Below are 14,050 nucleotides of genomic sequence, written 5' to 3'. Positions count from 1 at the left end.
GGACTATAAATGACTCAATTATCTCTCAATAAAAAGAAAATTCCCATCTTACTTCTTGAAGGAGTTCATTTAAATGCTTTAGAAGGATTTAAAGCAGCTGGTTATGAGAATATAGAGCTACTTAACACTGCGCTAGAGTCCCAAGAGCTAATAGATAAGCTAAAAGATTTTAAAATAGTTGGTTTACGCTCACGCACACAACTGACAAAAGAAGTTCTTGAACAATCTAAACATCTTACTGCCATAGGATGCTTTTGCATTGGTACAAATCAAGTTGATCTTAAAACTGCTCATGATTTAGGTATACCTGTTTTTAATTCACCTTTTTCAAATACTCGGAGTGTTGCCGAACTTGTATTAGCTGAGGCTATTTTACTGATTCGAAATGTCATTGATAAAAATGCCAAAGCACATCGTGGACAATGGCTAAAGTCTGCTGAAAATGCCAATGAAATTAGAGGAAAAACTCTAGGAATTATTGGCTATGGCCACATAGGTATGCAACTTAGTGTCTTAGCAGAAAGTATTGGCTTAAATGTAATATTTCACGATGTTGAAGAAAAGCTACCACTAGGAAATGCAACGCAAGTAAGTAGTCTATATCAGCTTCTAAAACAATCTGACGTGGTTTCATTGCATGTACCACAACTATCTACTACTGCTAATATGATTTCAACTAAACAATTTGAAGCTATGAAAGAGAACTCTGTCTTAATAAATGCTTCTCGTGGAAACGTTGTTGATATTGACGCTTTAGTTAAAGTTCTGAAAAATGGTAAATTAAAAGGTGCTGCTATAGATGTTTTTCCTAAAGAGCCTTCTTCAAAGGGTGAGGTATTTGAAAATCCTTTAAAGGACTTTGATAATGTCTTTTTAACTCCACACATTGGTGGTAGTACACTAGAAGCTCAAGAAAACATTGCTAATGAAGTTAGTGCTAAACTTATCAAATATTCGGATAATGGTTCAACACTAAACGCTGTAAACTTTCCTGAAATATCCCTACCAACACATACTAACACTCATAGAATATTACATATCCATGAAAATATTCCAGGCATGATGAATGAGTTAAATAAAATACTTGCTGCTAAAAATATAAACGTTGAAGGTCAATATTTAAGAACTCTAGAAAATATTGGTTATGTAGTTATGGATATCCAATCAACATCAGATGAATCTAGAGATCTTGTTGATGAATTTAAGAAGATCTATGCTACTATAAAAACTCGTTATTTAGTATAAATGTCTATAAATAAAACTCTTGTCTCAAATGAAATAAAAAAACTATCTCCTTCTCACATAATCATTGGTTATAGTGGAGGAATTGATTCAAGTGTTTTGTTAAATATCACTAAAAATCTAGATATTCCAATAATTGCTATTTATATAAATCATAATATTCATCCAAACTCTCTAAAATGGCAAATGCATTGCCAAAGAACCTGTGAAAAATATCGCACGCAATTTATTAGTCATTCACTAGAACAAGCTCCCAAAGGTGAAAGTTTTGAAGCTTGGGCAAGTAAACAGCGAATGATTTTTTTTCAAAAAATAATGAAAAACTATTCTAATCCTCTTCTGCTACTTGGCCATCATCAAGATGATCAAGCAGAAACATTTCTTATCCAAGTTATGCGAGGTTCTGGACTAGCTGGACTAGCTGGAATACCCTATTATAGGAAACTAGACATTGGTGTAGTTTTACGCCCACTTCTTAGTTACAAGAAACTTGATATTGAAGTATTTGCTCAACAAAACAATATCGATTATATCTATGACGATAGCAACCTAGATATCAAATATCGTCGCAATCTAATTCGTAATAAAGTGATTCCTATTTTGCAACAAGTAAACCCTAACATTGCTGAAACGCTCTCTCGCAGTGCTAGTATTTGCGGACAAAGTAATAATATTTTAAATAAATTAATAGCTGAGGAACTAGATCAAATATCACAAAATAATAATATCATCATCTCTAAACTTATTAGTTTAGATGAAGCCATTCAAAAAAGCATTATACATTTTTGGTTTAAGCAAAACACTCTACAAAGCCTTAAAAATAAACAAATACAAGATATTTATCTCGGAACTAATAATGCATCTACTGGTTGGAAAATTAACATTAGTCAACTCTATGATATATCTATTGAATATGATCAGCTTTTGATAAAAGATGTGCCAACACTTACTTTTTCAGCAAACCATACTGAGATACTAGAGTGGTTAAAAACTGAAACTTATAAAAATTATGAATTAAATAAACTAACTATCCGAGATAGACAAGCTGATGATAAATGTAAATATCCCGGTAGAAACAAAGCTAATAAGTTAAAAATATTATTTCAAGAGCTAAAAATATCCTCATCAAAACGTTCAAAAGCTAAAGTTATTTTATACAATGGAGAAATAATAGCTATTTATCCTTTTTTTGTTTGTAATAACAATACATATAACTCAGAGTGCTAAACTTTTTTGTCAGGGATCAATATTGTAAATACCATAACAATAAAGCATCCCATCGATACATTAAAGAAGCGATCCATTAAAAAACTAGAGCTTGAAATATTAACAAATAAAGTAGGATCAAATGCTGAAAATATGTATAAATTACTTACAAGCATAGTTGTAATAAATGCTACAGCTATAAAATAATGACTTGTAAACATAAAAAAAATCCAACATTAGCTACAATAAAGAATATTAAAAGATATATAAATATATAGTTGATATTCATATAAATTATTAAGCCTCCTACTATTACGCCTACTATAGTACCTAAGATCCTATGAATTAATTTTTTGATAGAGATATTGGCTCCTGATATCGATAATAAAATAACTGTAGTAACCATAAATGAACTCATGGTTAAATTATAATACCCCATGAAATTTTAACAACAATTTTGAGAATTTAGTTCCCATCTAAGCTGCCCGTTTTTCCAATAAGTTATCGTAATAAAATTCCATAGGTTTTTTATAATTGATAGACTCATGAAATCTTCTATTATTATAAAAATCTATATAATCATCCACATCGTTTCTTAGTTCAACAATGCCAGGATATTGATTTAAATAAAATCTCTCACATTTAGCACTTCTCCAAAATCTTTCGATGCAAATGTTATCAGTTGCTCTACCTTTACCATCCATAGATATAGTAATTTTTTTATCCAATAATGTTTGGATATGAATGTTAGATGTGTACTGGCTACCTTGATCAGTGTTAAATATTTCTGGTACTCCATATTTATACAGAGCTTCATTTAAAACTTTCATAACTAAACTACTATCCATAGTGTTGGATATCTCCCAACTTAGTACAGCCTTAGAGTACCAATCAATAATAGCTGCCATATAAACTGTGCCAGCATCAGTCTTAATATATGTAATATCTGTAGACCAAACTTGATTAGGTCTCAATATGCTTAAACCTTTTAGTTTGTAACTATAAATAGCATGCTCTTTGTTAGGTTCAGATAAGTTTAAGTTTGGTTTTTTCACCGCCAATATAGCTTTGATGCCTAACTCTTTACGATACTTTTGTACTGTGTTCTCACAGATGCTAAACCCATCTTCTATTAATTGCTTATGAGCTTTTATATAGCCGTAGCAGGGAATCTCCTCATGTATCTGTATAAGCTTTGCTTTTACTTCTTCTTTATGTTCGTTAACCACAGGCTTGTAATATAAACCAGCTCTAGAAACTTCTAATAAGAAACTTTGTTTTACAACAGATAATTTATGCTTAGGATCAATCATCGCTTTTCTATCAGATAATCCCAAGCTTACGAGCTTTCCCTCAAGAAATTCCTTCTCAATTGTTAGTTGTCCAACCTTCTTAGAATACTGATCTATCTTGGTTTGAAGCTTTGCATTGTCTTTTTTATATTGTGATACTGATTTGGATGGATCCATTGCCAACTCAGCATTTTCTAAAAAGGCTGTTTTTCAATTATTTATGTTTTTGGGCGTAATATTATATTTTACTGATAACTGTGTGATTGTTTGATCTTTCCCCAATACTTCCAAGACAACTTTAGTCTTAAATTCAACGGTATATATTTTTCTCTTATTACTCATTTACATTTATCCTAAATTGCTCATTTATAGTTTAGCTACTTTAGGAACTAAATTCTCAAAATTGTTGTTAAAATTTCATGGGGTATTATAAAACTAATGTTATCTTTGTCTTTATACTGCTAAAAATGTATAAAGCTACTAGCATTTTTTTCTTTTCCAGTTGCCAATAATAATTGATCCAACAATTAAAAGCATCGCTAATGTTTGAGTAAGATTAATTGTTTCATTCAAAAATAGCCATGATAAAATTAAGGTAAAAATTGGCATCATTGCTGTAATCATACCAGTTGTTGAAGCCTCTAAATACTGACAACCTTTTGTCCAAAATAAATAAAATAATCCAGATATTATACCCAGTAGTAAGATAATCCAACATTGAAGACTATTAAGCTTTTGTAAAGTATCATAATGAGTAAAAAACATAAATGGTGCAACAAAAACTGCATTAATGACATTAACTAAAATGGCATTTGTTAATGGCTTAATATGTAGTGGCATAGCTTTCACAAGTACGTAATACATTGCTTCTGGTATCATTGCAAGAAATATAATAAAATCACCTAGTAGGTTTAACCTTGTAATTTTAGGTTGAATTATTCCATTGACATTAATAATAATTAGCCCCAATACAGCTAAGCTAACACAAGTGATTTTTAAAGGAGTTAAACGTATACCTAACAACAAAAACATTAATACTAATACCATCGCTGGCAACGTACTAGTTATCACACCTGCCATACTAGCAGAAGTAAATTGAACACCAGCTAACATGATTAGGTTAAATAATGCTCCTCCACCAAGTGCCTGACCTATCAATACTAACCATTGCTTTTTATTTAGAGTTTTTATTGCAGTAAATTCAGATTTTTTCTTTTGCTTACTTAAACAAAGAAATACGATAATAAGGAATAATGCCCCTATTACAAACCTTGATTCAACTAAAATCAAAATAGGAGTAGTCTCAATAATATATTTAGAGCCTGTAATATTTATTCCTGTAACTAGCTGTGCTAGTAAAACAAAAGTAACAGCTATTAGTATATTACTTATAGTGTGGTTTTGCTGAGTTTCCATTAATATTATTTATTCCAAATTTATGATTAATTTAATCAGATTAAAATATCTTTTCAATTTCATGCTAAGTATAAACTATTTACTTAAAAACCATATCTAAAACCTAGCATTTTACACTTATTAATCAATAGAACTAAATTTGATGATCATCTAAATCCAAATAATATATTATTTTAACTTCTTAATAAAAAATGCCACTACAAACCACAACAATATAGTTATAGATATTACAAATATAATATGAATAAACAATCCTTGGAACAATTTTGCTTGGCTAATTAACTCAAAAGTCTTTGAGTCAGTATTTCCAAATGAAGCAAGATCAGCAACTTTAGCACCAATAAATCCAGCTATACTTCCTGTAAAAAGCATATAGGCAGCTGCTAGAAAACCAGTATATTTTTTATCTTTAATTGATGTAATCTTAGATAATCCTATTGGATCAATAAATAGTTCTGATAATCCCAAACACGCTAATGCGATTATAACAAGCAATGCTGAAGTTGTACCATCTATGCTTGCATTTTTGCTGCTATAAAAAATAAAATAAAACATAACAATTGGAAAATAAAACCAAAAGAGAACTTAATCATTCTGCCAAAATCATTATCTAGCGATTTAACCCTCTTCCACATCCATGCAACAACTAAACCTCCAAATAAAATAGACAGTGTATTCATTGAAGTAAATATACTTGCTGGTATATCTATGCCAAGTAGATGTGTATTGACATTTCTATGAATGAATACTTCCACTGACGTATAAAGCTGCTCATCAAACATCCAAAATACTATACCGAAAATGAAAAAAGGTACTAAAATAAGCAATGATTTTCTTGTAGAAGAATCAATTTTGAATAAAATTATAATAAAATACACTATTGTAATAGCAGTAACAACTGCTAGCAAGTAGCCATCCCATAATAATTCCAATGCAAAATAGCCAACACATAGAACAACTAGAATACTTAAAATTACCACAAATGATTGTAATTTTTTTGATATCGGATTTTCAGGAATAACATCTGGAATATATTTAGATCCAAATATAAAAATAATCAAACCAAAAATCATTCCAATACCAGCAATACCAAAACCATAATGCCAGCCATAATAATGAGCAGCTAAACCGCAAAGTGCTGGAGCTACAATCCCACCAAGATTTCCACCTAAATATAATAGTGTAAATGCTGAATCTTTTTTGGGATCCTCTGCAGAGTATTGTTGTCCAAGTAAACAAGATACATTACTTTTAAAAAACCCATAACCACAAACAATAAATGCCATACCATAGAAAAGCATACTATCACCACCAAAACCTAAAATAAGGTGGCCTACAGACATAAAACCTGCACCATAAATTACTGCTTTTTTATAGCCTAAAATTTTATCTGCAACGATACCTCCAACTATTGGTGACAAATAAACAGCGTAACATATGCACCTGCAACAGCATAAGATGTAGTATCTCCTAACTTAAGATAATCTATTAAATATAAAATAAGTAACGCTCTCATTCCATAAAACTAAAATATTCCCACATATATATTGCAATAATATACCAGAGTGCTTTAGGATGTTTTTGCGTTGAAATACCTACCATTTACTACTTATAACATTTATTCTACTTATCAAATATAATATAGCAATATCAAAATATAACTAGTATTTGACAAGTGAATCTATGCTAATATTTAGATTAGGTAACTCAACTTTAAGAGGTCTTTGATGAAAAGTTTATCTAAAAAACTATTTGCATATACGTTAATCACCCTAATGCTTTTTTCTCAGTCTCTAGCTTGTACAGCTATAACCTTGGTAGATAAAAAAGGAGATGTAGTTTCAGGAAGAACTATGGAATGGGCTCTTAATTGGAATTGGCAGCTTATTTATATCCCTAAAAATACACAGCATTATCTCACAGCTCCTAGCAATTTGGATCTTTCTAAACATCAATATAAATCCAAATATTCTGTCTTAGCAACAGGCTTATCAAAAGATGGGCAAACTCTTGTAATAGATGGACAGAATAGTCAAGGTCTAAGCCTTAGTGCCAACTATTTACCAGGCTTTACAAAATACCAAACAGTAAACAAAAACGATACTCAATATGCTTCTATAATTGAATCTACAACATTCATATTAAGCCAGTTTGCTAATGTTAATCAAGCTAAGCAGGCATTAAAAAATTATAAAGTTTGGTCTGATAAAAGCATAATGATTGATGGCATATCTCCAGAGGTACACTTCTTAATTACTGATAAAAGTGGTGCTGGATTGGTTGTAGAATACATAGATGGAAAAGTTAAATTCTATGATGTTAATTCAAATGTCAAAGTAATGACTAATGCTCCTACTTACGATTGGCAATTACTTAACTTAAAAAACTATTTATCACTAAATAATAAAACTCCAACTAATCTTAAAATTAGTGATGTCATAAATACTGACAAACATGAAAAAACACTTCAAGATATAAGTGGCTTCGTAGGTGGTGGCTTGCTTGGAATTCCAGGTGATTACTCTCCTCCATCAAGATTTGTTAGAGCTGCGGCAATTGGCTATTATTCAAATAATAAAGCCCCTAATAATGATGCAGATCTAGTTTCAAAAGTCACTCATATCCTACATAATGTAGATATTGCTAAAGGTGTTGTAGCAGATCAATTACAAGGTAAAAAAATGTTTGATCATACTGCTTATGTTGTAATTAAAAACCTAAACAACAATAAGCTTTATATTTCTACATATTATCATCCTAATGACCCTGTAGTAGTTGATCTAAATACTTTGGATAAAGAGAATTCTAAAGGATTTGATATAGTTTTAGAAAAACTTGCTTTTCCAAATAATGATATTACAAATGCTCTAGTGAATATAAACAAAAAATAATCAAAAGAATATCTCAAATCACTTCTTCTTATCTAACAGTTTATTATAAACTTCTTGAATACCCTTAGCTTCATTTTGAATTTTATATTTAGAATTTACTAATTCATAACCATTCTGAGATATTTTTTCTCTCAAATCATTATTACTTATAAGTATTTCAAGTTTTTCCACAATTTGCTGACTTGATTGAGTATCTACCAAGTAACCATTTCTATCATCTGCAATTATCTCAGGCCAAGCCCCTGCCTTTGTAGCAATAACTGCACACTTAGATGCCATTGCTTCTAATGCAGGTAAGCCAAAGCCTTCTTTATGACTAGCACAAACAACTATATCTAATGCTCTATACCAACCAGGGATTTCGTTAGGATTATTTATGAACCCTGTAAAAACTATTCTATCACCCAAACCCGAATCTTTTACTTTTTTTTCTAAAGTTTCTTTAAATTCTTGATCTTTAGGTGTTGCCTCACCAATTACTACCGCACTCCAGTTTGGATATTTTTCTAGGACTTGTATTATCGCATCAATAAACTCTTTTGAACCTTTTGATTTTCTAATTCGACCAAATATACCTATACTATGCTGCCCAACTAACTTCTTACCCTCTCTGATTTTCATCTTATCCTTTGCTGGATAAAAAACTTGTGTATTAACACCATGAGGAACAATATAAGAAGTCCTTTCAATATATGATGCAGATATTTCAGATGGACAAATAACAGCACTCATTCTGTTTATATAAAATCGTGTAAGTTTCTTATGATGACGTTGTGCTACAGAAGTAAAAACTAAAATTATTTTATAACGAAAAATATATTTAAGTATTATTCCAACTAACATATCAATATTTCTACGTGCATGCCAAATACGCCACTTATCACGCCAGCATCCAAATAAAAAATCTCTAAACCTTATTGTTTTTATATCTTTAGCTTCAATATTAAAACCCATTGCAGCAATATTAATTATCTCATTTTGCTCTGGTATAACAGCTAACATACTAGCATTAATACCAGAAAAACGACGACCTAGTGATAATCCTATGACATTAATATTTTTAATACTTTTATTATTCACAATCTTTATTCTTAGTATCAAACTTAATTGAATATATTATAGAACATACAAACAGTAATATCATAGTTGGTCTAGTTGAACCGAATATGTAAGCGTCAGTAAATGATGATAATATAAACATCCCAAAGATAATAAACATAATATACCTAATATGTATATTATTTTTTTCACCCAAACAACTTATTCTAGGGTAAAATTTAAATAACATTACCCAAAAGACTATTATACCTATTCCCCCTAAGATTCCATAATGTCCTAACGAGTTTAATAAATCATTATGAAAATGAAAATACGTTTTAACAAAAGGTTCTATCTCACCTTTTTTTATCATCTTATTTTCTAATTTTGAAATATCCGCATAACTTAGACCAGTAATTGGACTTTCGATAAATGATCTTATACCAACTTTATATAATTGTAACCTAATACCAGTAGATGTATCGGCTTTACTCTTATATTGCTGTTCTATATTAACTACTTGATTAAATCTACTAAGATCAATCTTATTTGAAATAACATTCCCTAAACTAAAATAAATAACCACAAAAAAAGCTGATAATATAGCCAAAAATATAAATGACTTCTTAATACCTAGCTTAAATATGATTATAAATAGAAATATAAGTAAAAAAGCAAGTATTGGACCTTTGCTAGCTACCGCTAAGAGACTTATTAAAGAGACAATGAATAGTACTATAAACAATATGCTTTGCCCATATTTTTTCAGATTTAAAAACTCAATAAATAAATAAATACTCATTGCACAATACATAGCAACTAAAAGTCCAGAATGTATCGTATTATATGGCGTTACATTCTGGAATCTATCTTGATGACTATTAAATAACAAATATATTATTAACCTCATCATCAATATTAAACCAGATAAAACAAATGCATAAAGTAAATAATCTAATTTAATTTTATATAGCTGTCTTACACAAATAGTTACAAAAGGTAATATTAATAGAACTGCCCATATTTGAAATAAAAGTAGTTTATCATCTCCATGAACAATGTTCATTATATAAAGAAATACAGGATATATTAAAAAAAGGCTAATCCTTTTAAAATCTTTTAAAATTATTTCTTTTATATATCTATGATTAAATAATATAAAAATAAAAGTATTAACAATTACCCCAACTGTAAATATCCCTAGTACATTTACCTTTGTAAAAATAAAAGTTATCCCCAACAATATTAAAAAACTATTTATAAAATTGTAAAACTTACTTACCTTAATACTTTCTAAAACCATTCTTATATACCTAAAGATTTCATTATTCTTGTAAAAACTAATACATAAGCTCTGTAAAATTTAGATTTTATAAATCTTGATTTAAGTGTAGTTCTATTATCCGGAGAAACATAATCATACCATTTTTGCAGATAAAAACAATTATAAGGATTTATGAAATACCGAATAAACTCAACTTTTCTCCACGGCTTTTTTCTACCACTATAATGCATAACAATTGGATCAAACATAAATTCTATATGTCCTATATGTCTTGTTGATGATACAAAATAATTATATTTATCCTCTAAAATTTCAAAGCCAAACCCAAAGGTTTCTAAGGTTACTGCAACAGTTCCAAGCTCTGAAAAAACTGATTTATTAGTTTTATCTGGTGATTTTGTTATTATTCGTTTATATACATCACAAAATTTATTCCAGAACTCTTTTTCATAATATTCTTTTAAGTTTATAAACACACAACCAAAGGATATTGCTGGTTTACTCATAGATTCTTCTGTCAAATTAAATTCTTGTTTATAAAAATCTCTATAATCCAAGATAACATGGTCAAATTTTTGGAACCCTTTTGTGGCTTTAAATATTGATTTCGGAGTATTTTTCTTTACATCAATATCTCCTTGAATAAGGATATCATAATCCAGTTTAATTGCTACTTCATAGCCAAGTTCATATAATTTGTCAGGAATCGCAAAATTCAAAAAAACTTCTTTAGGCCACGCCTTAAAACCAGAAAAAAGATTATCATCCTCTAAATCTAATAACCTTACACCTATTGATTCTAATTTGCTAACTTCTTCTTTTGTATAAGAATCTTTTGGTAAACATATGTATGCATCAATACCATTATTGTATTCAAACAATGATTTAAAAACATAATATGAAGCACTTATTATATTCTTATCTCCAGCTATAAAAGCCGCCACTTTTTTCATACTACTAATAAAACTCCTCGCTTCTGCAATTTAAGCAACAATTATAATAAACCAAAGTCAGAATATTTTATAATTTACTCTAACTTTTTACTACAAAAAATATATTAAAGCTATTATATCTTTCTATATATAGAAGTACAATTATTAAAAAGATTTCATAAAAATGTTATAGTGACTAAAATATGAGACATATTATTATCTAAAAAATGAAAAAACTATGGTATTACACAAAAAATTTTAGCAATAACAACTTCTTCAAAAAAATTTATGAATATCAGTTAAATTCAAAACTTAACCAGATAAAACAATATGATATAAATTATATTAATCAAAGAGTTAACTATTACAATAAACTGCACCAACCATTTATATTAGAAAATCCGTTGACATGGAAAAACTATAAACGTAGTACACCTATAAGTATTAATGGTAAAATAGATCGACAAAAACAATTATCTGCTTATTATTTCGATTTTAAAGAATCTCTTATCTATTTTAATAAAAACAATTCTTTTGAAACCATATTTACCGATTTAACAGAAGTACCACAATTACCATCATTTGTAAAAAGTCGTCCAATTCACGGAAATAATCAAAACTCTGTACTGTTAAAGCTAGATAAACTTCGACACTTTCGTTTTGTTAATGACCACTTATCGTTTAAGGATAAGAAAAATGCGATAGTATTCCGAGGGCAATGCCATGTACCTCACCGTCAGGAATTCATAGAAAAATCATATAATTTACCGAACTCAAACTTTGGAGATACTATGAAATCAAATCAAATCAAACCTTACTATAAGGATTACTTATCTATACCTGAACAACTAAAATATAGATACGTACTAAGTATTGAGGGTGTGGATGTCGCTACCAATTTAAAGTGGATTATGAATTCAAACTCTCTTTGTTTTATGGTAAAGCCAAAATTTGAAACATGGTTTATGGAAGGTACCCTTATCCCAAACCACCATTATGTTCTTCTAAAAGATGATTACTCAGACATTCAAGAAAAGATGGACTATTATGACAAAAATCCTGAAGAAGCTCTAAAAATTATTAAAAATGCAAATAATTATGTTGAGCAATTCAAGAACAAAAACAGAGAGAAAATTATTTCTCTACTTGTTTTAGAAAAATACTTTAATTTGAATAAGACAATCTCTAAGTAGTAGAAACTACTCTCTCATACTGTTTTATATAATTTTTAGCGCAAACAGAGATATCAAAATTATTCAAAGTATATTCTCGACACTTGTATGGGTCAATACTATCAATCTGATCTATGGCATCTGACATTTGATCTAAATAATTAATAATAAACCCAGAATCTCTATTTACAATTTCTGATACCGAACCCCTATTATATAATACCCCATGAAATTTTAACAACAATTTTGAGAATTTAGTTCCTAAAGTAGCTAAACTATAAATGAGCAATTTAGGATAAATAAGAATATCTACTCCTATAGGATTTCATAATCTTATATTAGCTTCTATCATGAGTGATTTTTTGAAACTGTATCCAAACATTGAAATATACATATATAGTAGCGCCGTATATGATCAATTACCAGAGTTGGAAAAATATGACCTTGCTTTTAGAGCGGGTGATCCTAGTAGATATCCTTTGAAAAGAATAGAAAATGATCTTGTTTTTGTGGATTAAATATAAATTCTCGTGAGTCTATTCCATTATATACAAAATATTTCAAGTTATGTGCAGCAGCATGGTTTCTACTTATACCCACAATATTTTCTGGAAACTTGTTGTCAAATAAGCTTCTCTTATTATTTCCATGAATAGTTAGTAACCACTTATAATCTTTTACATCTTCAATCTCACCATAATGAATATGTACAATATCTGTGTCTTTAGGTATATACTTCTTAACGTTAGAAAAATCACTACACTCAATTATCTTTACTTTAGTATTTTCATGATAACTATCTTTGGGAGCTATGAGTGAAATATCATGTCCTAAATCTGCAAGAGCTCCAGATAGCCAATAGATGACTCTTTCAGTCCCTCCATAATTATTAACGAGAACTTGTTTTCGACATATCTGAGCAATTTTCATTCAAATCCTCCTTTAAAACTATTTTAACTATTAAAAAATAAACAATCTTTTTCTACCTATATTTCAAAGAACTTTCAAAAACTTAAAAATCTCTTTAAATGATTTTCTTGGCTTATTTTTCTCTACTTCTTTATGGTGATTTCTAATTAATTGTCTTAATTTTTGAATATCTAAATCAGGAAACTCTTGTATTAACCTATCAAAAGCTTCATTTGTTTTGTTAGGATCTAAAAGATTATCTCTAATATTCTCCAATCTTTGGAATAGCAAGTTTGCCTTTTTGTCTTTATTTACAATAATATCATAAGCTTTCTGTATTTCATCAAGGTTATCAGTTTTTCTTAAAAGCTTACCTATAAATTGAGTTTGTCTTTTAAGGGCTATTTTTTGCATATTTCTTGCAGAAACAATATTATTTTTTAGGCTATCAGATATTGGTAGTTTTTCTAATTGCTCATTGTTAAGCTCGATGAGAGATCGTCCAAAATCTGTTATATCTAATGCATCTTTTTTCACTGTTGATTTACTTTTCGTAGTTCTGTAATGCGCATTTTCTTCTTCTCTTTCCAAACGTTCTTTTTCATCAAGATCAATAACTTTATTCATAGCCTTTAATTTGTTTCTATATACATATATTATAAGTTAT

At 29.1% G+C, this 14,050-nt stretch carries 17 protein-coding genes; 4 read left to right on the top strand and 13 right to left on the bottom strand.

Annotated features, from left to right (window positions below; genetic code table 11):
- The first annotated feature begins 9 nt into the window (after nucleotides 1-9).
- Together serA and tilS are read left to right on the top strand one after the other, a co-directional pair.
- Complete coding sequence (gene serA, locus CDV26_RS03395) at nucleotides 10-1,245, top strand: phosphoglycerate dehydrogenase (protein ID WP_088772099.1); 1,236 nt, start codon at nucleotides 10-12, stop codon at nucleotides 1,243-1,245.
- Nucleotides 1,246-2,469 carry a tRNA lysidine(34) synthetase TilS gene (tilS, locus tag CDV26_RS03390; RefSeq protein ID WP_088772098.1) on the top strand — a complete coding sequence of 408 codons (1,224 nt, stop codon included), beginning with the start codon at nucleotides 1,246-1,248 and terminating at the stop codon, nucleotides 2,467-2,469. It abuts the gene before it with no gap.
- Here tilS and CDV26_RS03385 read toward each other — a convergent pair.
- The 7 genes from CDV26_RS03385 to CDV26_RS03365 form a co-directional block, all read right to left on the bottom strand.
- A complete protein-coding gene (locus CDV26_RS03385) occupies nucleotides 2,466-2,669 on the bottom strand; it encodes a hypothetical protein (protein ID WP_088772097.1) in 204 nt (67 codons plus the stop codon). The two genes, tilS and CDV26_RS03385, sit on opposite strands and share 4 nt — an antisense overlap.
- Complete coding sequence (locus CDV26_RS13935) at nucleotides 2,645-2,854, bottom strand: hypothetical protein (RefSeq protein ID WP_420809894.1); 210 nt, start codon at nucleotides 2,852-2,854, stop codon at nucleotides 2,645-2,647. Before CDV26_RS13935 ends, CDV26_RS03385 begins: the two co-directional genes overlap by 25 nt.
- Before the next feature lie 70 nt (nucleotides 2,855-2,924).
- Nucleotides 2,925-3,917, bottom strand: a complete 993-nt coding sequence (locus CDV26_RS03375; RefSeq protein WP_088771586.1) for an IS3 family transposase — start codon at nucleotides 3,915-3,917, stop codon at nucleotides 2,925-2,927.
- Nucleotides 3,918-3,950: 33 nt separating this feature from the next.
- Complete coding sequence (locus CDV26_RS13505; RefSeq protein WP_169709695.1) at nucleotides 3,951-4,082, bottom strand: transposase; 132 nt, start codon at nucleotides 4,080-4,082, stop codon at nucleotides 3,951-3,953.
- A gap of 138 nt (nucleotides 4,083-4,220) precedes the next feature.
- Nucleotides 4,221-5,156 (bottom strand): DMT family transporter, encoded by a 936-nt coding sequence (locus CDV26_RS03370; protein ID WP_088772095.1) that lies wholly within the window; start codon nucleotides 5,154-5,156, stop codon nucleotides 4,221-4,223.
- A gap of 168 nt (nucleotides 5,157-5,324) precedes the next feature.
- Entirely contained in the window at nucleotides 5,325-5,711 is a 387-nt protein-coding gene (locus CDV26_RS14115) for an MFS transporter (protein ID WP_245806495.1), read from the bottom strand.
- Complete coding sequence (locus CDV26_RS03365) at nucleotides 5,669-6,577, bottom strand: peptide MFS transporter (RefSeq protein WP_245806494.1); 909 nt, start codon at nucleotides 6,575-6,577, stop codon at nucleotides 5,669-5,671. The genes CDV26_RS14115 and CDV26_RS03365 overlap by 43 nt, the downstream gene beginning before the upstream one ends.
- A 306-nt stretch (nucleotides 6,578-6,883) precedes the next feature.
- Between CDV26_RS03365 and CDV26_RS03360 the strand changes: the two genes are divergently transcribed.
- Nucleotides 6,884-8,047, top strand: a complete 1,164-nt coding sequence (locus CDV26_RS03360; RefSeq protein ID WP_088772094.1) for a choloylglycine hydrolase family protein — start codon at nucleotides 6,884-6,886, stop codon at nucleotides 8,045-8,047.
- An 18-nt stretch (nucleotides 8,048-8,065) separates the two neighbouring features.
- On the opposite strand, the gene CDV26_RS03355 is transcribed toward CDV26_RS03360, so the two are convergent.
- From CDV26_RS03355 to CDV26_RS03345, 3 genes are all read right to left on the bottom strand, one after another.
- Nucleotides 8,066-9,127, bottom strand: coding sequence for a glycosyltransferase family 4 protein (locus CDV26_RS03355; RefSeq protein WP_088772093.1), 1,062 nt, complete (start codon nucleotides 9,125-9,127; stop codon nucleotides 8,066-8,068).
- Complete coding sequence (locus CDV26_RS03350; RefSeq protein WP_157671422.1) at nucleotides 9,120-10,151, bottom strand: O-antigen ligase family protein; 1,032 nt, start codon at nucleotides 10,149-10,151, stop codon at nucleotides 9,120-9,122. The genes CDV26_RS03355 and CDV26_RS03350 overlap by 8 nt, the downstream gene beginning before the upstream one ends.
- Before the next feature lie 239 nt (nucleotides 10,152-10,390).
- Nucleotides 10,391-11,323, bottom strand: coding sequence for a glycosyltransferase (locus CDV26_RS03345; protein ID WP_088772091.1), 933 nt, complete (start codon nucleotides 11,321-11,323; stop codon nucleotides 10,391-10,393).
- A gap of 206 nt (nucleotides 11,324-11,529) precedes the next feature.
- Here CDV26_RS03345 and CDV26_RS03340 point away from each other — a divergent pair, with 206 nt between their 5' ends.
- On the top strand, nucleotides 11,530-12,495 hold the full coding sequence (locus CDV26_RS03340) for a glycosyl transferase family 90 (protein ID WP_088772090.1): 966 nt from the start codon (nucleotides 11,530-11,532) through the stop codon (nucleotides 12,493-12,495).
- Here CDV26_RS03340 and CDV26_RS03335 read toward each other — a convergent pair.
- The 3 genes from CDV26_RS03335 to yjgA form a co-directional block, all read right to left on the bottom strand.
- A complete protein-coding gene (locus tag CDV26_RS03335) occupies nucleotides 12,488-12,763 on the bottom strand; it encodes a hypothetical protein (RefSeq protein WP_088772089.1) in 276 nt (91 codons plus the stop codon). The two genes, CDV26_RS03340 and CDV26_RS03335, sit on opposite strands and share 8 nt — an antisense overlap.
- Before the next feature lie 176 nt (nucleotides 12,764-12,939).
- Nucleotides 12,940-13,404, bottom strand: coding sequence for a glycosyltransferase family protein (locus CDV26_RS12405; RefSeq protein WP_245806493.1), 465 nt, complete (start codon nucleotides 13,402-13,404; stop codon nucleotides 12,940-12,942).
- A gap of 63 nt (nucleotides 13,405-13,467) precedes the next feature.
- On the bottom strand, nucleotides 13,468-14,010 hold the full coding sequence (gene yjgA / locus CDV26_RS03325; RefSeq protein ID WP_088772088.1) for a ribosome biogenesis factor YjgA: 543 nt from the start codon (nucleotides 14,008-14,010) through the stop codon (nucleotides 13,468-13,470).
- Nucleotides 14,011-14,050 lie beyond the last annotated feature (40 nt).

Origin of the sequence: Francisella halioticida (assembly GCF_002211785.1) — a bacterium.
Classification (GTDB): domain Bacteria; phylum Pseudomonadota; class Gammaproteobacteria; order Francisellales; family Francisellaceae; genus Francisella; species Francisella halioticida.
This window is presented reverse-complemented; position numbering and strand designations above follow the sequence as displayed.

Excerpts from the sequence above, each read along its gene's own strand:
- serA (WP_088772099.1), top strand. The coding sequence starts at position 10 with ATGACTCAATTATCTCTCAATAAAAAGAAAATTCCCATCTTACTTCTT.
- tilS (WP_088772098.1), top strand. The coding sequence starts at position 1,246 with ATGTCTATAAATAAAACTCTTGTCTCAAATGAAATAAAAAAACTATCT.
- CDV26_RS03385 (WP_088772097.1), bottom strand. The coding sequence starts at position 2,669 with ATGTTTACAAGTCATTATTTTATAGCTGTAGCATTTATTACAACTATG.
- CDV26_RS13935 (WP_420809894.1), bottom strand. The coding sequence starts at position 2,854 with ATGGTTACTACAGTTATTTTATTATCGATATCAGGAGCCAATATCTCT.
- CDV26_RS03375 (WP_088771586.1), bottom strand. The coding sequence starts at position 3,917 with ATGGATCCATCCAAATCAGTATCACAATATAAAAAAGACAATGCAAAG.
- CDV26_RS13505 (WP_169709695.1), bottom strand. The coding sequence starts at position 4,082 with ATGAGTAATAAGAGAAAAATATATACCGTTGAATTTAAGACTAAAGTT.
- CDV26_RS03370 (WP_088772095.1), bottom strand. The coding sequence starts at position 5,156 with ATGGAAACTCAGCAAAACCACACTATAAGTAATATACTAATAGCTGTT.
- CDV26_RS14115 (WP_245806495.1), bottom strand. The coding sequence starts at position 5,711 with ATGTTTTATTTTATTTTTTATAGCAGCAAAAATGCAAGCATAGATGGT.
- CDV26_RS03360 (WP_088772094.1), top strand. The coding sequence starts at position 6,884 with ATGAAAAGTTTATCTAAAAAACTATTTGCATATACGTTAATCACCCTA.
- CDV26_RS03350 (WP_157671422.1), bottom strand. The coding sequence starts at position 10,151 with ATGAACATTGTTCATGGAGATGATAAACTACTTTTATTTCAAATATGG.
- CDV26_RS03345 (WP_088772091.1), bottom strand. The coding sequence starts at position 11,323 with ATGAAAAAAGTGGCGGCTTTTATAGCTGGAGATAAGAATATAATAAGT.
- CDV26_RS03340 (WP_088772090.1), top strand. The coding sequence starts at position 11,530 with ATGAAAAAACTATGGTATTACACAAAAAATTTTAGCAATAACAACTTC.
- CDV26_RS12405 (WP_245806493.1), bottom strand. The coding sequence starts at position 13,404 with ATGAAAATTGCTCAGATATGTCGAAAACAAGTTCTCGTTAATAATTAT.
- yjgA (WP_088772088.1), bottom strand. The coding sequence starts at position 14,010 with ATGAATAAAGTTATTGATCTTGATGAAAAAGAACGTTTGGAAAGAGAA.